This window comes from Wolbachia endosymbiont (group A) of Urophora cardui (assembly GCF_964028435.1).
Classification (GTDB): Bacteria; Pseudomonadota; Alphaproteobacteria; order Rickettsiales; family Anaplasmataceae; genus Wolbachia.
Window position 1 is genome coordinate 143,056 of record NZ_OZ034774.1, and the last position, 17,927, is coordinate 160,982.

18 protein-coding genes, 1 other RNA gene and 1 pseudogene are annotated in these 17,927 nt (G+C 34.8%); 12 read left to right on the plus strand and 8 right to left on the minus strand.

The features are described from left to right. The first annotated feature begins 24 nt into the window (after window positions 1–24). The gene (locus tag ABWU38_RS00775) at window positions 25–303 is read left to right on the plus strand and encodes a DUF2671 domain-containing protein (protein ID WP_253309235.1); all 279 of its coding nucleotides are present in this window, start codon (window positions 25–27) and stop codon (window positions 301–303) included. Window positions 304–332: 29 nt separating this feature from the next. Here the strand turns inward: ABWU38_RS00775 and ABWU38_RS00780 are convergent, their stop codons facing one another. The 3 genes from ABWU38_RS00780 to ssrS form a co-directional block, all read right to left on the minus strand. Next, on the minus strand, window positions 333–1,031 hold the full coding sequence (locus tag ABWU38_RS00780; RefSeq protein ID WP_253309234.1) for a DsbA family protein: 699 nt from the start codon (window positions 1,029–1,031) through the stop codon (window positions 333–335). A 53-nt stretch (window positions 1,032–1,084) separates the two neighbouring features. Next, window positions 1,085–1,546: a type II toxin-antitoxin system RatA family toxin gene (locus ABWU38_RS00785; RefSeq protein WP_253309233.1), complete on the minus strand. Its 462-nt coding sequence runs from the start codon at window positions 1,544–1,546 to the stop codon at window positions 1,085–1,087. A gap of 19 nt (window positions 1,547–1,565) precedes the next feature. Next, window positions 1,566–1,727: non-coding RNA, 6S RNA (gene ssrS, locus ABWU38_RS00790), on the minus strand. A gap of 109 nt (window positions 1,728–1,836) precedes the next feature. Here ssrS and ABWU38_RS00795 point away from each other — a divergent pair. Both ABWU38_RS00795 and ABWU38_RS00800 read left to right on the plus strand, forming a co-directional pair. Then, a complete protein-coding gene (locus ABWU38_RS00795) occupies window positions 1,837–2,427 on the plus strand; it encodes a phospholipid-binding protein MlaC (RefSeq protein WP_353272307.1) in 591 nt (196 codons plus the stop codon). Further along, the gene (locus tag ABWU38_RS00800; RefSeq protein ID WP_353272308.1) at window positions 2,424–3,713 is read left to right on the plus strand and encodes a bifunctional folylpolyglutamate synthase/dihydrofolate synthase; all 1,290 of its coding nucleotides are present in this window, start codon (window positions 2,424–2,426) and stop codon (window positions 3,711–3,713) included. Before ABWU38_RS00795 ends, ABWU38_RS00800 begins: the two co-directional genes overlap by 4 nt. A 793-nt stretch (window positions 3,714–4,506) precedes the next feature. Here ABWU38_RS00800 and ABWU38_RS08385 read toward each other — a convergent pair. Beyond that, window positions 4,507–4,656 (minus strand): annotated as a pseudogene (locus ABWU38_RS08385) (DnaJ domain-containing protein); the annotation flags it as partial. 932 nt (window positions 4,657–5,588) lie between these two features. Next, window positions 5,589–6,008, minus strand: a complete 420-nt coding sequence (gene ndk, locus ABWU38_RS00810; RefSeq protein ID WP_253309229.1) for a nucleoside-diphosphate kinase — start codon at window positions 6,006–6,008, stop codon at window positions 5,589–5,591. Between the two features lie 113 nt (window positions 6,009–6,121). Here ndk and ABWU38_RS00815 point away from each other — a divergent pair, with 113 nt between their 5' ends. The 3 genes from ABWU38_RS00815 (at window position 6,122) to ABWU38_RS00825 (ending at window position 8,800) form a co-directional block, all read left to right on the plus strand. Further along, complete coding sequence (locus ABWU38_RS00815; RefSeq protein WP_264687749.1) at window positions 6,122–6,982, plus strand: hypothetical protein; 861 nt, start codon at window positions 6,122–6,124, stop codon at window positions 6,980–6,982. Next, on the plus strand, window positions 6,983–7,915 hold the full coding sequence (gene hemH / locus ABWU38_RS00820; RefSeq protein WP_353272309.1) for a ferrochelatase: 933 nt from the start codon (window positions 6,983–6,985) through the stop codon (window positions 7,913–7,915). Between the two features lie 63 nt (window positions 7,916–7,978). Beyond that, entirely contained in the window at window positions 7,979–8,800 is an 822-nt protein-coding gene (locus ABWU38_RS00825; RefSeq protein ID WP_253309226.1) for a hypothetical protein, read from the plus strand. A gap of 3 nt (window positions 8,801–8,803) precedes the next feature. Here ABWU38_RS00825 and gshA read toward each other — a convergent pair whose 3' ends face one another. Next, the gene (gene gshA, locus ABWU38_RS00830) at window positions 8,804–9,964 is read right to left on the minus strand and encodes a glutamate--cysteine ligase (RefSeq protein WP_253309225.1); all 1,161 of its coding nucleotides are present in this window, start codon (window positions 9,962–9,964) and stop codon (window positions 8,804–8,806) included. 127 nt (window positions 9,965–10,091) lie between these two features. Between gshA and hslV the strand changes: the two genes are divergently transcribed. Continuing rightward, entirely contained in the window at window positions 10,092–10,646 is a 555-nt protein-coding gene (gene hslV, locus ABWU38_RS00835) for an ATP-dependent protease subunit HslV (protein ID WP_353272310.1), read from the plus strand. 1 nt (window position 10,647) lies between these two features. Continuing rightward, window positions 10,648–12,138: an ATP-dependent protease ATPase subunit HslU gene (gene hslU / locus ABWU38_RS00840; RefSeq protein WP_353272311.1), complete on the plus strand. Its 1,491-nt coding sequence runs from the start codon at window positions 10,648–10,650 to the stop codon at window positions 12,136–12,138. 68 nt (window positions 12,139–12,206) lie between these two features. On the opposite strand, the gene ABWU38_RS00845 is transcribed toward hslU, so the two are convergent. Next, complete coding sequence (locus ABWU38_RS00845; RefSeq protein ID WP_353272312.1) at window positions 12,207–13,148, minus strand: FKBP-type peptidyl-prolyl cis-trans isomerase; 942 nt, start codon at window positions 13,146–13,148, stop codon at window positions 12,207–12,209. After that, on the minus strand, window positions 13,141–13,932 hold the full coding sequence (locus ABWU38_RS00850) for a polyprenyl synthetase family protein (RefSeq protein ID WP_253309222.1): 792 nt from the start codon (window positions 13,930–13,932) through the stop codon (window positions 13,141–13,143). The genes ABWU38_RS00845 and ABWU38_RS00850 overlap by 8 nt, the downstream gene beginning before the upstream one ends. A 145-nt stretch (window positions 13,933–14,077) precedes the next feature. On the opposite strand from ABWU38_RS00850, the gene acpP reads away from it, so the two are divergent. The 4 genes from acpP (at window position 14,078) to thyX (ending at window position 17,884) form a co-directional block, all read left to right on the plus strand. Further along, window positions 14,078–14,338 (plus strand): acyl carrier protein, encoded by a 261-nt coding sequence (acpP, locus tag ABWU38_RS00855; RefSeq protein ID WP_341811841.1) that lies wholly within the window; start codon window positions 14,078–14,080, stop codon window positions 14,336–14,338. Window positions 14,339–14,351: 13 nt separating this feature from the next. Beyond that, window positions 14,352–15,620, plus strand: a complete 1,269-nt coding sequence (gene fabF / locus ABWU38_RS00860; protein ID WP_253309221.1) for a beta-ketoacyl-ACP synthase II — start codon at window positions 14,352–14,354, stop codon at window positions 15,618–15,620. 122 nt (window positions 15,621–15,742) lie between these two features. Then, window positions 15,743–17,020 (plus strand): UDP-N-acetylglucosamine 1-carboxyvinyltransferase, encoded by a 1,278-nt coding sequence (murA, locus tag ABWU38_RS00865; protein WP_353272313.1) that lies wholly within the window; start codon window positions 15,743–15,745, stop codon window positions 17,018–17,020. 9 nt (window positions 17,021–17,029) lie between these two features. After that, complete coding sequence (thyX, locus tag ABWU38_RS00870) at window positions 17,030–17,884, plus strand: FAD-dependent thymidylate synthase (RefSeq protein ID WP_265017404.1); 855 nt, start codon at window positions 17,030–17,032, stop codon at window positions 17,882–17,884. Window positions 17,885–17,927: the final 43 nt, after the last annotated feature.

Here is a 17,927-nt window from a genome sequence, read left to right on the forward strand (position 1 = left end):
TTATAATCAATTAGAGGGGGTTATATGTCTTATACTATTGCTAGTGAAGTTGAAACGTTAAACAAAAAATCTAACAAGAATGAAGGGGTTATGTTACTACATAATCCAGCTTATCGTGAAAAGTATAAAGAACGTTTTAATGAAGCTCAGAGAAAAGTTATGGATATGGTTCAGTTTTATGATGGGACAATAGTATTAATAGAGAATAAAATCGCTATGTATTACTACACTTGGCACAGTAAAAAAAGAGAGTTTGAGCGTAAAAAACAACAAACAGTAGTGAAAAACAATGACTCAGCATAGAGTCTTTTATATGGTAAGCTACAGTGGTATTACTTCACTATAGCTTTTCCATATAATTTATCTATCACATCAGTAAGATATTTCAGCTCTTTATACCCTTCATGTTTAACTTTATTATGCTCTATATATGACTTACCATCATCGTTAAGCTTGATGAAAAATATTGGAGTGGCTGTGATACCAAGTTTATTGATTGCCAGTGATTTATCATTTACGATTTTATCCATAATTTTCTTATCATTAATGCATTGGTTAAATGCATCTTGCTTTAAGTTGCTTAGTGCAGCAATTCTTTGTAGTAAAGTCAAATCACTTAAATTGTAGTAATTCCACGAATCTATTGAGTTAAAAACAGCTTTGTTAAAATTAAAGTAGTCTTCTTGTTTTTCGTAGCAATGACTTAGCATTGCAGCCTTTAGCCCTCTGTAATCCAAAGGAAAATGACGAAATATATATAACATCTTACCTGTGTCTATATATTTCTCTTTAATTTTAGGAAAAACATTCTTATGAAAAAGAGAGCAGTGATAGCAAGTTAATGAAGCATATTCTATCATTAGAATTGGTGCTTTTGGATCTCCTAATAATTTATCATCAGGTAATAGTGATAGTAACTCCTTTGATGTTATTTCATTAGTTTCTTTTTGAATATGTTGGTTACTGGATTTAACAACTGCATAAGAATTAACACTCATAAGAATTAGTAAAAACAATAGTCTGAAAATCATTACAATACAAACACTTAACTTACTAAAAAAATTACATATTTATATTAATAATGTCAAGATAACTTTTGTTTAGCAAGGCTTTCAGCCCTATCTTTAAATGCAGCAATTATTTTACTCTGTGTATATTTATATACTGAGTTTAATAAAGTGGAAAATGAGTTGGACTTAAACTTAAACTCTATATAAAACTTTACCATAGTTTTATTTTCATCTATGGGAATGAATTGCCATTCATTGTATAGATGTTTAAATATTCCATTTGATGATACAGCTTTTATCCAACCTTCATTTGTTCCACTTGGAGAAAGAAAGGTTACTTCTGATGTGTACTTTCCTTTAATTCCATGAAAAACTGCGAGAAGATCCACAACCATTTGGTTGTCAATTTTTTCTTTTATATAAACGGCTTTGCACCAAGGAACAAAATCAGGATACCTTTCAACATCAATTACAATTTGGAATACTTCATTAGGCGAACATAGGAAGGTACCTTGTTCTCTGCATTGATGAAGCATAAATTTAGTACCAATCAAAAAAGGATCCGTATCTACCGTCAGCCTTAGTAGATTCCTGAGACCTGAAGTTAAGGTGGGCATCGCATATTAGTTTCAACGAAACCAGCAGAGGCAATTCCCTTTTCTAGAAATTATCGCTCGGGAAATTTAACTTAACTCATAACGCATAGCACAGACCCTTACTTGAATTATAGATGATTTACACAGGGCATGTCTATAGGTATATTAAAGTCAGCGATTATTATTTAATCTTTATTAAATTTTGCATTTTAAGTATTATAGTTTATCTTATGAACATTACTAAAGTTTTAATCATTATTGTTTTTATTGCAATTTCTTCAAGAGCTTACACTAGTTGTACAGATCACAAAATTTTTGTGCATACTATGAAGCAACAAGTGGATGGTATATCTACAAAAGGAAATAGAAAAAACCTAGGGCATGTACACGAAAAGCTTCAGGAGGTCATTCAGAATAATGTTAACCTCAAAGGAATATCGCAATTCGTTATAGGAAAACATTGGGCTTTAGTTAAACAAAAAGAAAAAGAAGATTTTTTAAGAGAGTATGAAGTGTATCTTACGCGTTTGTGCGTTAAAATTTTATATAAATACATGCATGATAGTGAAATGATCATAATGAGTACAAAAGCAGTTGACGATGAAACTTGCTTAATTGGTACAAGATTTTCTTACGGTGATAAAGAATTTACAAATATTGATTTTAAAGTTACTAAAAATAACAGTTCTTTCTTGATAAGTGATGTTGTAATGAGTGGAATAAGTATTGCTATTAATCAACGTTCTCAATTTAGTGAAAAAATCGACACGCATGGCATAGCAAGCGTTATAGCTGAATTAAAATGCAATAACAATCCATGATATATATGCCTCATTGGCCTAAACCGCTTGGTAGTAGACCAAAGGATTTTTCTCTTGATCGCATAAAAAGCTTTCTAAATAAATTGGACAATCCTGAGAAAAAAATGCCTCCCGTAATTTATATAGCTGGGACTAACGGGAAAGGCTCAACACTAGCATTTATAAGATATATAATGCAAGCAGCAGGGTATAAGGTCCATGCATACACTTCTCCACATTTGGTGAATTTTAATGAAAGAATAGTTATTGCAGGCAGTTATATCGACGATAATGAATTATATAGCTTATTAGAAGAATGCCGTGCCGTGATTGCAGAACAACCTATCACTCTGTTTGAAGCTGCAACTATTGCAGCTTTTTTAGCTTTTTCTCGTCATAAAGCCGATATTACTTTAGTTGAAGTAGGTATGGGCGGAAGACTTGATGCAACAAATGTTATAGATAGTCCGATTTTAACAATAATTACTTCCATTGCCCTTGATCATACAGAATATCTTGGCCCTACTGTAGAAATTATAGCAGGTGAAAAGGCTGGAATAATGAAACCTAATGTTCCTTGCGTAATAGCACCACAAGAAAAGTCTGTGATGAGTACACTAGAATTCCATGCAATAAATAAGAAATCTCCTCTATATAGAGGAGGTCTTGAATGGAATTGCAAAAAAAAGAACAACAAAATGGTTTTCCAATCAGCTATTCAATCAATAGAATTTCCTTTGCCATCTCTGAAGGGTGAACACCAAATAATCAATGCAGGAAACGCCATTGCAGCATGTAGTATTTTAAGTGGAAAATATGGATTTGATATTGGAGAAGAGGATATCACTTCAGGTTTACAGCGTACCTACTGGCCTGCACGACTAGAGCTAATAAAAGAGGGTAATTTAATTTCCCTACTACCGAAAGATTGGCAATTATTTTTAGATGGTGCGCACAATAATGACGGTGCTAGAGTGCTATCTCAGTGGGTAAAAGATAATTTTGCTGAAGGTATCTATATAATTTTTGGTGTTACTCGTAACAGAAATGTGGCAGAGTTCTTAGAGCACTTAAAGCCATATATCAAGCTACTATGTGCGGTTTGTGTTAAGTCTGAACCTAAAGCAACAAATACAAATTTGATTAGGGAAAAAGCCAATAACATAGGAATAAAAGCAGTTGAATGTGAATCAATTGGCGATGCAATATCAAATCACATATTAAAAGCCTCTATCCGAAACATCAAAACCATACTAATCTGTGGCTCATTGTTCCTAGCTAGAGACTTCGCTATGGAGAATAACTAACTTTGATGATATGTGAGCATTAACTGACCGATGGGGAAATAACTTTGATTGCTCATAGTACTGCTTGGTTGTTCGTCATCAACTTCTACAAGTGGACCATCACCTTTAAATTGCTCCTCTTTTTGAGAATATAATTACTTGCAGCATTGAAAACAGGTGAAGTAACAATTAAAAGCTTGAATGGTAATGAAAGTAATAAGCCGGATAACATCATAGAGTTAGTTATACCAAAGCCGTTGGCAACTAAATCTAATCCCACACCGAAAAACATTAAAGATGTACAGATTATGTTGCTCAAAATAAATGAATTTTTTAGCCACTTTAATTTAGTCCTATCACTCTTTGAAAAATTTTCGCATTCTTGGTCAAAGTAAAACAATAATAAAATATTAGTCTGATTATTAAACTCTTTTCCATTTCTAGTATAAATGCTCTTGATAGCTGAACTCAAAATAAATCCTGCTAACAAGGGAGCAAGAAAACCTACTGCTATTGGTACATTACAAGAAATACCATTAATGATTAAAAATGCAATTGATGTGAAGAATACTAAAGGACTTCCTAAGAGATGTGAATAAGAAGAATATTTTGAATAAGCAGTTACATTATTGTTAATTGACTGCTGCTTATTATAGAGTTTATTTCTGTGCTTATCATCTAAGTATTTTTGCAATTCTTCATAACTGCGACTCCACAACTTACCGCGTAATTCTTTTATTAAATTATTTCTTTTATTGAGACCTTTCTCCAACGGCTCTATTATAAATTCTTCAAAAAATGGCTTATTTAATGCAATAACCTTAAATTTCTCCTCCGCTTCTTTATTGTTTGGGTTTTTATCTGGGTGATATTTTAACGATAATTTACGATATTGTTCACTAAACTTTTTATTAATATTCTCAATGCCAGAATTTACCACATCCTTCTTCTGAATACCAAACATTAAAAACAACCGCTTAAAAGCGTGATACTCATTTTCATTCAAAATCTTTCTAGCCATATTACACCTACAAATTAACTAACTATTAATGTTCTATAATATACATATTTCCAAACTATGTCAATTATTTCATAAATATCTCTGGTAAAAATTATTTCTGTTATGACTAGCATGATAAGTGTATGAAGCGACTAAAATTGTCATTACAGCGCTTAGTGTACGACAGTGCTCCAACATTTAGGGTTGCAGTTTACTTGTAAGCAAGCAAACTGAGTTGGTGAGTATAAAAGTATAGCTTCTACGTCATAACGCCGCGGTATCTCTAGATCCCGCTAACAAGTAGCGGGATGACGAGATGCCACCGCGAACCGTCATACCGCGATTCATTCGCGGTATCTCTTAGCCGCTAACAAGCAGCGGAATGACGAATTTGTCGTCATGCTGCCGCGAACCGTCATACCGCCGCGGTATCTCAGCCGCTAACAAGTAGCGGGATGACGGTTGTCGTTTAGCTATAAATATTTAAGAAATTTACCAAACGAAAAAAAAGGCAAAGAAATCCCGTGGTAATTAGTGTTCACTCCCTAATCCTGCAAATTGGCGTACTATACTGTCTTAAACGACTTATAAGCGCGTTTCAGCTTATATAGGCAAAAACCTAGAAATGTTGTGAAGACATAGGATGCACATAGTGCAAAAAATTAAAAATAAGACGCCAACTACGTTGTTTTTTTGCTGTTTAATCTGCACAGATGAAGATAACTGAATACCTTCAGTACCATGATAAGAGGGCTGGCGGAGTTTGTCAAGGAATTTTTTCGTTTCTATGTTGTCAGCTACTTGGATTTGCCACCTGTTAATTACAACGTTCGTACAGATGTATGCTTGACATAGGATCCAGAAAATTTAGTTATATATAGGAAAATCTGATTTGACTACACCAACTCACGTTCAGCAAAAAAGAAAGCTATCTCCTTACGAGCATTTTCTAGACTATCCGAGCCGTGAACTCTATTTTCACTAATGTCATCAGCAAAATCACCCCTGATTGTACCTTTATCTGCCTGCTTTGGATCGGTAGCTCCCATGATTTGTCTGTATTTACTTACTGCATTTTCACCAACTAAAACTTGAACTATCACAGGACCAGAAGTCATAAACTCTACCAATTCCCCAAAAAAAGACCTATCTTTATGAATTTCATAAAACAGCTCTGCTTGTTTTTTTGTCAGTAACATCATTTTTTGTGCTATAATTTTGAGCCCAGAGCTTTCAATGTATGAATTTATCTTGCCTGTAATATTATTTTTTACTGCATCAGGTTTTAATATCGAAAGTGTTCTCTCAATTGCCATATTATCTCCTTATATAAAATAGTATATTTATAGATTTATTTTATTGTAAATTTTGATTTGATAAAAGCAGTTTTTTATTTATAGTTAAGAATAAACCATCAAGGGAGTATTGTATGCATACTTGTTGTAAAAAAACTAATGAAAAACCTGAATCTACTACCAAACAACTGGTTGAAACTGAATCTACTGCTAAAAAATTGGTCAATAACTTGAAATCGTCAATTTTTTGTGGAGCAAAAGGGTTTTTAACTTTTAATTTGGCTTTTTTAAGTTATTTAGAATATGGTATGTGTGACCATATTCTACAAAAGCAAGGAAAAAGTAATAATCAATACACGGAGCTAAAAAAAGGCGCTGCCTTTGCAATGAAAAGAAACACTATTCCATTTCTTGAAATGGCTATCATAGTGCCATTTGTTTGTTTTGCGCTGCCAGCTATGGTAGGTAGTATAAGTCTTATGCAGTGTGCGCTTATATGTGCTGCATTGATGGTTACAACATGCTTTTTTGTAAGAACTTTTCACGTGCGTGAGTGGTCACTAGAAAAATGGACCAAACATAGTACACAAGAAATAGATGGGCAATTTAAGAAAGATACTATAAAATTTCCTATCTTTGATCAAAATAGAAAGCATATTGAGTATAATTCGCCTAACTCAGGGCGACCACTGGATGAAACAAGTAGCACCTCTCTTTTCGTTAAAGTTTTACTTTTTCCCCTCAAGGTTCTTCTGAATGTCCTGCAAAGTTGTATAATGCTATCTTTAGCTGCTGTTGAACTTCTTGAAACGGTACCAAGTCTTTTTGTCGATACATTTTTCGATTGGAACTTCACATCCACCAAGAGTAACCTGAAGAGATCAGGCCACTTATTGTATGCCAGTGTAAGAAATTTAGTGCCTATAACTAAATTTGATGAGTGTGTAGCTAATTTTATAGGCACCCCAGAAGTAACTTGTTGTAGTAGTGCGTAGGTGAAAAAGGCAGTTATCTTATTTAATCTTGGCGGGCCTGATTCACTAAATGCGGTCCGTCCTTTTTTATTCAACCTTTTTTATGACAGGAGAATAATCAATCTACCGAATCCCTTTCGGTTTCTTTTAGCAAAGTTTATATCTGCGAAACGAGAAAATACTGCACGAAAAATATACGAGGAAATCGGAGGTAAATCGCCAATTCTGGAGAATACAAAAATGCAAGCTAATGCTTTAGAACTAAAATTAAATAAAGATAGAAACCATGTACACAAGGTATTCATTTGCATGCGCTATTGGCATCCATTTGCTGACGAAGTTGTTAAAAGTGTAAAACAGTTTGATCCTGATGAAGTAATTTTGCTGCCACTATACCCTCAATATTCAACTACCACAACTTTGTCATCCATCGAAAATTGGCAAAAAAATGCTAAAAAGCATGGCCTAAAATGCAATACAAAAATAATTCATCATTATTATGACAATGAAAACTTTATTGAGGCTCATACTAACTTGATAGCCAAGTACTACAAATTAGCCAGCAGGATTGGTAAGCCAAGAGTCCTATTTTCAGCTCATAGCTTGCCCCTTAGCGTTATTAAAAAAGGCGACCCTTACGCTTCACAGGTAGAAAGAAGCGTAGAGTTAATAGTAGAAAAGTTAGCTATCAATAACTTAGATTGGTCAATATGTTATCAGAGTAAGATTGGTCCTGTAAAATGGCTAGAGCCAAGCACTGAAAGTGAGCTATCACGTACAAAAGCTGATGGTGTACCTGTAGTTTTATCACCTATATCTTTTGTTTCTGAGCATTCAGAAACTCTAGTTGAACTTGATATAGAATATAAAGCAATTATCAAGGATGGATATTATTTTCGCGTACCAACTCTCAGTATTGATTCCTTGTTTATAAAATGCTTAGCTGATTTATAGGGCTTTTCTTCAAGGCTTTTATGTGATAGAATAAAAGGGAGTTATTATTTTGTTAACTATTTCATGCCAAACAAGCTAAAAAAGAAATCTAACATACTCGCACAAAAGGTGCATGATATTTATGATCATGATTTCAGGAAGGTAATCTGCATCACAACAGGTTTAACAGCCCTATTGTGTAAGATTTCACTGCAATTTTGCTGCGAGTTCATTGACAATAATAGATCCAATATCTTTCTTATACGGAATGTTGCTCGACTAGTAAAGTTTCCGACATCTATTCTATATATTGCCCATTCTGCATTTACTCTACAGGATCTAATTAAGGATTACAGAAACCCTGAGAGTAAAAAAGAGCTGGCAAAAGTTGTGGGTAAATCGGCTAATCTTGCAAGCAGCATCATAGAAGCATTGATGATGTTGAAAGTCATCCATTTTTTTACTAGGGGTAATGGAGACGTAATAAGTCACATTCACTTAACATCAACGATCCTATTTCTGTTTATTTCAGAACCTATAAGCTACTATTATTCATGGAGAAAATACCTAGATAATAAGGATCCTGAAAAGTCTGCTAAGTGTAAGAAGGACCTTATTATCAGCACATTAACTTTGTCATTAGGTTTGTTAAACTTCATATTAAAAAGAATGGAGACTGCAACCATACCAATAAACTTAGGTAATGGTATAATCTATAATTTCAACTTAAGCGTAACAGTTAGCATAATATATAGTGCAGTATTTCTGGCAGTTCAGCTTGACAAATTGTTTCAACAACCTGTCAATGATGATCCTTCCACTGAACTTGATAATGCTGGCCATAACCATATTCAGCCCGGTAATGATGATAATGATCTGCCCGATGGCAACGCTGTGGGAATGTAAGGGTTAGAGGTGAAAAGATTTTATTTCTACTGCCAACGCTAGTACTGCTAATTTGCCAACAATACTCCAAAGTGACAGAATTTTACCTTCCACAACCTGGCTAACATCATGAAACTCACAGTCAGTGGCATTCAAGCTAGAATATACATCTTTCCTGCTATTACATCGGTATAAGTAACATGTTGGAGTATCTCCTATATAGTATATCAGCGGTTCTGCAGAACTGCTTTTAAATATGTCAATGGTTGGTACACCTTCTTGTATAATAACGCTATTGATTGCTATTCCTTCTTTTATCTTTTTCATTTTATGACGCTTTTTTTTATTGAGATTTAATATTTCCTCTCCACTTGTTGCTGTTATAATGCCCATCCCATATGTGCCATTGCTTGCTTTGATAAAAACGTAAGGTTGTGTTTTTATTTCATATTCCTCATACTTTTTTTGCACTAGAGATAATATTTGGTCAACTTTAGTCGCTACTGCTCCTAGTGATGAATCATCATTAAAGTCAACTCCATTACAGCTTTCTGTAAGCACAGAAATAAGCCATGGGTCCATTTTAAATTCGCTACAAAATTCGGACGCTAATTCTTGATAGATTTCAAAATACTTAAATTTCTGTCTGCTATGCCAACCGTATAGTGGGCTTGGTACTATATCTTGCTTTACGTCTTTTAGCGTGTCTGGAATGTGGCTCGTCATATCACGATTCAGTATAATAACATCAGGCACAAATCCTGAAGTTGTCTTTAGCAGAGAGTTTTCTTTCACGATAGTTTCATATGGTTCTATTAAATTATATGCTTCGTTGTGAAAGAGGCCAATTCTAGTTTCAAAACCTGCGAGCTGCAGTACTTTCTCTATAACAAATACGTTTTCTATATACATTTTATTTCGTGTGTAATTCTCCGGTATTATAAGAGTCTTTTTATATTGTTTTGTTTCAAAATAACTTTTTATTAGTTTTGCTGCTGTTGCTCTTGATGTCTCACTTAGATTGTTGAACCCTGCAGGAAATAAATTAGCGTCCACTGGGGCAATTTTGTAGCTGGAGTTTCTAAGATCTATAGAGCTATAAAATGGCAATGTAAGGCCGTTAAATTTTGCCTCAAACCAATTATTTATACTTTTTTCCAAATCTGGGTGAATTATGTTTTGCATCTACACTTTAAATGTTATAAGGAAGGTATTATATTATAAGCTATAATTAAACATATTTAGCAAATTTGACTAAAGATTAAAGTAAAGATTAAAGTATAATGAGATTCTTATTTAAAGTAATAGAAAAATGATTCAATACGATAACAATAAAATGTATGGAACTACTATACTGTCAATTAGAAAAGATAAAAGCGTAGTAGTAATAGGTGATGGACAGGTTTCACTGGGCCACACTGTTATAAAATCCGGAGCAAAAAAAGTTAGGCGTCTTTCTGGTGATTCTGTAATTGCCGGTTTTGCTGGAGCAACAGCCGATGCATTTACTCTCTTTGAAAGACTAGAATCTAAACTTGACAAGCACCCAGGGCAATTAATGAGAGCATGTGTTGAACTTGCAAAAGACTGGAGAATGGATAAATATCTAAGAAAATTAGAGGCTATGATGATTGTTGCAGATAAATCTATTTCATTAGTAATTACGGGAACAGGTGATGTTCTTGAACCTGAAGATGGAATCGCAGCTATTGGCTCTGGGGGAAATTTTGCTCTATCTGCAGCAAGAGCTTTAATTGACATTAAAGGAATATCAATAGAAGAGATTGCAAAAAAGGCTATGAAGATAGCTGGCGATATATGTGTTTATACAAATCATAATGTAGTTATTGAAAAGATAGAGGAGTGATATGTCTTCCAAGCAAAAAACTTTGTGCACTAATTTTTCCAATCAGCCTATAACCCTTTCAGAAGGGCGGCCTTGTAGTAGTGACACCTATGATGAAAAAAATGACCTCTATAAAGATACTAAGAGTGGTTTTGATTCAAATGACAGCGATATTCAAGTTAATGACAGTACTCAAGTTTTGTTAGATGACCTGCCACCACAGAAGATAGTTAAAGAATTAGATAGATTCATAATCGGACAGGATGATGCAAAGCGTGCTGTTGCTATTGCGCTCAGAAATCGTTGGCGTCGCAATCAGGTTCCATTTCCATTGCGTGATGAAATCATACCTAAGAATATATTGATGATCGGTCATACAGGGGTTGGTAAAACTGAAATAGCTCGCCGCTTAGCAAAACTTGCCGGTGCACCGTTCATAAAAATTGAGGCAACGAAGTTTACTGAAATAGGATACGTTGGACGTGACGTTGATTCGATAATACGCGATTTAGTTGATGCAGCAATAGTTTTAGTTAAAGAGAAAGCCCGTAAAGCCTTAGCTAACAAGGCTTTAATTTTAGCTGAGAAAACAATAGTAACCTCTATGGTAGGCGAAAATGCAACCGAAGAGAGTAAAAAAATTTTTAGAGAAAGGTTGAGGAATAAAGAGTTTGAGGACGGAGAAGTTTCTATTAACGTCAGAGAGAGCAAGAGTATGTTACCTACTTTCGATATACCAGGCATGCCAGGTGGGCAAGTTGGTGTGATGAATGTAACAGAAATAGTGGGCAAGATGTTTAACGGGAGCAAAAAAACAAAAACTATTACGGTGAAGGTAAAAGAAGCGCGTGAAATATTAATTAATGAAGAAAGTGAAAGGCTAATCGATGAAGATAAGATAATCAAAGAAGCCATTGATCTTGTTAGTAATGACGGTATAGTATTTTTGGATGAAATAGACAAAATTGCAGCGCGTACAGAAGTAAAAGGTGAAGTAAACAGAGAAGGAGTGCAACGCGATCTGTTACCACTACTTGAAGGAACAACTGTTACAACTAAGTATGGCCATGTAAAAACAGACTATATATTATTTATTGCATCTGGTGCTTTTCATCAGTCTAAACCATCTGACCTCTTACCGGAATTACAGGGCAGATTACCGATCAGGGTAGAACTTAAGGCACTTACTCAAGAGGATTTAATAAGAATATTAAAGGAACCAGAATCTAGTTTGTTAAAGCAGTACATAGCTTTAATGAAAACAGAAAATGTGATGCTTGAGTTCACTGATGATGGTATAAAAACCATAGCTGAAATAGCGTTTACAGTTAATAGGCAAGTGGAAAATATAGGCGCAAGAAGGCTTCACACTATCATGGAGAAGCTTTTAGATGAAATAAGTTTCATTGCTTCTGAGAAAAATAGCGAAAAATTCATTATAGACAGCAAGTATGTAAAAGATAAACTTGAGTCAATTTCGAAGCAGCTTGATTTATCTAAGTTTATACTTTAGGAAAAACAAAAAGCCTACTTTAAGTAGTATAGAGAGTGTTCAGAAGGTCAGCCAGTAAGCCTAAAATTTCAGCTATATTCTTTAGGCTGTTTTTCAACAGTAGAATGGTGTGCTGCGACCTCTTGCTTAATATCTAAGCTTAAGTCAATTATTGAGATATTTTCTTCATCATAATCTATGTCTTTTATTAACATATCGTCAGTAATAGTCAAAAGGTCAGGCGGAGAAAGAATAGTTCTTTTATTACCAGCTCTCATTCCCACAACTCCAAGCTCTATAGCAAGTGGTATTTTTTTATCGCCAACCCTAAATTGCACTGTTTGATCTTTGACTATATATTCCCCATTATGCTCCTTTACGCTATATTTAACTGATATCTCATCACCGCACCTTACTTGTTTTCCAGTCTTGTTAATTAAGTCATTAAAAACCATCAGATTATTCACTGAGTCGGGATATTTATCCTTTACTTCGATCAGTTTGACGTAATAAGAATTAAAATTCATTTTGTTATCATTGGCAATAGTAACTACACGCTCTCCGCCTTCTTTCATACCTATCACCCCTAAACCCACTTCTTTTAGGTCATCTTGACCTATTTTCAAAGTAACATCAGAAACTTTGCTAGGGAGTGTTGCTGAGTTATTATTAGAAATTTTATATATTTGCAATAGGACTTCCATGCCACAGAAAGCCTTGCTGCCACTGCCTTCAGTAATTTCATAAAAATTTATCGAATCTTCTTCCTTTTGCTGCGTCATTTCTTCTAAATATTCTGTTAGCCCATGCTTTTCAATATAGCGGTCGAGTGCTGATTCAAGTATTGGCTTCACTAGATAATGTGCTATTGTCTGTATCAAACCACTATGCGTGGCACTTATCTCATAAAGCTTGTCCTTTTTTCCCGGTTTACCTTTGTTTATATAGACAATAGTAAACATAAAAGCAGAGGTTAAAGTGAGAATCATTACTATGGAAATAAGCATTTGTAATATAATTTTTCTAACCATCTTTCTTTACTTGATTCAATAAATCATATAAATAATTAGTATCCCCTGAAAGCGCACTCAAATTATCCAAGCCTTGTTTAAAGAGGGCGTCTATATAGTCCTCTACTTCACTTTTACCAAGTACAGACATTAGATTATTTGTTTTATCTTGTTCGTAATCTTCAATATCATCCTTAGCTTGAAAGATAAGCCCTAGGTTTATCCCGTAGTTATATAACGCTTTACGTTGCTTATCTGTAGCATTCCCTATTATAGCACCTATTTCACATGAAGCTGCAAATAGTTTTGCGGTTTTCATCAAATGAATTTCTTTTATTTTGTTAAAATCTGCACCAATATCTAAAATCTGTCCTCCTACCATTCCCCTAATTCCTATTGCCTGAGAAAGAACTTTCATGATTTCACAGCATTTCTCATTTAACGAAGACAATACCTCAAAAGCCAGAGTAAGTAGTGCATCTCCGGCAAGCACTGCTGTTGCTTCATCAAATTTTTTATGGCAGCTTAGCTGGCTTCTGCGAGTATCACTGTTGTCCATGCACGGTAAATCATCGTGAATTAGAGAGTAAGCATGAACAAATTCAATTGCTGCAGCAACTGATATTACTTTTTTAGCTTCCGCGTTAAACACTCGCGATGAAGCTACGACTAAAAAGGAGCGTATATGTTTTGCAGGAGCAAGGAGTATATAACGCATAGCTGATATAAGCTTATTCTCGCTATTTTCTGGTAAAAGTTTATTTACTTCTACAATAAGCAAATTTTTTGTTGTTTCGTCTAGCATTTTTGAATTGTTAATTGTTTAGCACGTAACGCTAGCCAGCTAGGGCAGTAGAAAACTTTGCTGTAGTTTACCAGTTATAAAAGATATTGCAAACATAAAAATTTTTTATAACATCAAAGAATAGGTTATTTTTTTGGTAAGAAATGTGAATAGCGAACTAGCAAAGAGCACTAGAGAAGACATAGAAGAGAAAGTGAAAAAGATTATACTAGAGCACATTAGTAAGGATGTAGAGAAATTCAACAGCTCTTCAAAGCTTTCGGAGCATGGTGCAGACAGTTTAGATGCAGTTGAAATCATCATGGCAGCAGAAGAAGAGTTCGGAATAGAAATTCCAGATGAAGACGCACAAAAAATGGAAACTATGGAGCAAATAGTTGAGTACATTAATAGTAAAAAAGGCTAATAGTTAGTGTTAAATGAGCAGAAGAGTAGTAGTCACTGGTGTTGGTTTAATCACTCCACTAGCGGCAGATGTTGACAACACTTGGTCAAGGCTGATAAAAGGCGAGTCTGGCATAAAAGCAATCAATACAGATAGATTTGACTCTTCTGATCTTGCTTGCAAGGTTGCAGGGCAGGTGCCTGTGCAATCCGATAACATTGAGAATTACTTTAATCCTGTAGGTTATATTTTTGAAAAAGATCTAAAAAGAACGGATCGTTTTATTCATTACGGCATTGCAGCAGCGATTCAAGCTGTGGAAGATTCATCTTTAGAAGATTCAAAAGTAGATAGAGAACGTGTTGGCGTAACTATTGGCTCTGGTATAGGTGGTCTTCCGTCAATTCAGGAAAATGTTATTACCATGCAGGAAAAAGGGCCCAGACGTGTCAGTCCATTTTTTGTCCCTGCAAGTCTAATAAATTTGATATCTGGCCATATTTCTATTAAATACGAATTTACAGGTCCAAACGATTCAGCAGTAACCGCATGTGCAACAGGTGCGCATGCAATCATAAATTCAGCAAGAACTATAAAACTTGGTGAAGCGGATATTATGATTGCAGGTGGAGCAGAAAGTGCACTGTGTAGAGTTGGAATTGCAGGTTTTGCGTCTATGAAGGCATTATCAACTAAATTCAATGATAAACCGGAAGAAGCTTCAAGGCCATGGGATGCAGAACGCGATGGTTTTGTTATGGGTGAAGGAGCAGGTATATTGGTGCTGGAGGAATACGAACATGCAAAAAAAAGGGGGGCAAAAATACATGCAGAACTGGTTGGGTACGGACTCACAGGAGATGCGCACCACATTACAGCACCACATCCAGAAGGAAGAGGCGCATTTAAGGCAATGCAGCTTGCCTTAAAAAGTGCGCAAATTAATCCAAATCAAGTAGGATATATCAATGCACATGGAACTTCAACGCCACTTGGAGATAAAATTGAAGTAATAGCAATGAAACAGTTATTTGGTGACTACGTTTATAAAATACCTGTTTCTTCAACTAAATCTTCTATAGGACATTTACTTGGTGCTGCAGGGAGCGTTGAAGCAATATTCAGTATTCTTGCGTTAAATAATGGAATTATTCCGCCAACCTTAAATTTACATAAACCTTCAGAAGGATGTGATTTAAATTTTGTACCGTTTAAAGCTCAGGAGCATAAAATTCAATATGCACTTTCTAATTCGTTTGGTTTTGGTGGCACTAATGCATCGCTCATCTTTGGACAAGTGTAATCAATTTTGCTGCTAAATAGCTAAAATGTACGAACATTATGATCTGTGATAGCTATATTATCTGTAATTTGCCTTTTACTGTCGATTTACTATACTTATTTGGTAAGATCTAGCTTAATTAAATGCACAAAATATTAGTAAGTAGTAACCATAAACCTCTGGTCGGAAAAATCAAGATTAATGGCTCAAAAAATGCTGTTTTACCAATAATGGCAGCAAGTCTATTGAGTAGCTTCTCGGTAATTTTGCATAATGTACCTGATTTAATTGATGTGCATCTAATGTCTAAGCTGCTTGAGAGTCTTGGAGCGAAAGTGAATTTTACACGCAATAAAGATTATAAAGCAAATCATACTTTGGAAATTGATTGCAGTAATATCAACAATCACGTAATGTCACACGAAACTGCAAGTAAGCTGCGAGCATCTCTTTTAATGCTAGGTCCAATTCTCAGTAGATTTGGTAAAATCACAACAGTCTTTCCTGGTGGATGCAATATCGGAAAGCGTCCCGTTGATATGCATATCAAAGCATTAGAAGAAATGGGAGCTAAAATTGAAGTTGAAGGCTGTAATATAATTGCAACAGTGAAAGGAAAGCTACAAGGAAAAGAAGTTATACTTGAGAAAATAAGCGTTGGTGCAACAGAAAATGTAATAATGGCAGCAACACTTGCAGAAGGAGTGACAATAATAAACAATGCTGCAACGGAGCCGGAAGTTCTTGATTTAATAGAGTTCCTAAAGAAAATGGGTGCTAATATTGAGATTAGTGATACAAGGATCACAATAACAGGAGTTGAAGAATTAAATGGATGTGTTCATAAAATAATACCAGATCGCATAGAAGCAGGCACCTATGCACTAGCTGCTATAATAACCGGTGGTAAGTTGGAGTTAGAAGGAATAAGTCTATCTGATATAAGATGTATTGTGAATGAATTGAAGGCTATAGGGGCTAATGTTGAACTATATAATGAGGGGGTTATGATTTCCAGAAAAAATTGCTCTATTAGGTCTGCTAACATTGCAACAGATCCATACCCCAACTTTCCCAGTGATATGCAACCACAACTGATGTCTGCAATGTGCATCGCTGATGGGATATCAGTAATTGAAGAGAACATTTTTGAAAACAGATTTGCACATGCAGATGAATTGAGAAAGTTAGGCGCTAATATCAGCATCGAGAAAAGCAAAGCTACTATAAGTGGAATAAAAAGCTTATCTGGAGCTAATCTGTGTGCCACTGACTTAAGGTCAACAGCAGCTTTGGTACTTGCTTCTTTGGTAGCTGGTGGAGAAACTACAATAAATAATTCGCATCATTTATGGAGAGGATATGAAGCAATGCACGAAAAACTCAATTCATGTGAAGCTGATATTTCCATTTCATCTTGAGGATATTTTATGAATGAAGCAACTAAACGAACTACAGTAAAAGAAATAGATGAAATCTTATATGAAGAACATAAGGTATTAGACCATGGATTTATTCGAGTAGTGGATTATATGGGCTCTGATAGCGCTATAGTTCAAGCTGCTCGTGTTTCTTATGGCAAGGGAACAAAACAGATAAGTCAGGATGAAGCACTTATAAAGTATTTAATGAGACATCATCATACAACTCCATTTGAAATGTGTGAAATTAAGTTTCACGTGAAACTTCCAATTTTTGTTGCAAGGCAATGGATAAGGCATAGAACTGCAAATGTGAATGAATATTCGGCAAGATATTCAATACTTGACAATGAATTTTATATACCAAAACCAGAACAGATTGCAAAACAATCTGATAATAATAAACAAGGTAGCGGTGAAGCTTTTGATCCGGATACCTCAAAGGAAATAATAGATTCTCTAACAAACGACTCTAATTTAGTATATTCTCATTATGAAAAATTTATTGAGCAGGGGCTTGCAAGAGAAATTGCCCGAACTAATCTAACGCTTAATTACTACACGCAATTTTATTGGAAAATAGATCTGCATAACCTCCTTCATTTTTTGAAGCTTAGAGCTGATAAGCATGCCCAATATGAAATCAGAGTTTATGCAGAAGTTATGCTGGATATAATAAAAAAATGGGTCCCATTGGCCTACAATGCCTTTGTTGAATATTGCCTAGAATCAGCTTGTATTTCAAGAACTGGTCTAGAAATAATTCGCAAATTAATTAAAGGGGAAAACGTTACTAGAGAAGAAAGTAATATTGGTAAAAGAGAATGGGACGAGCTGATGTCTATACTTGATAAACAATCTTAAAGATAAAGGCATACGTGTCAATCTCCTCTGTCAGTTAACTCTC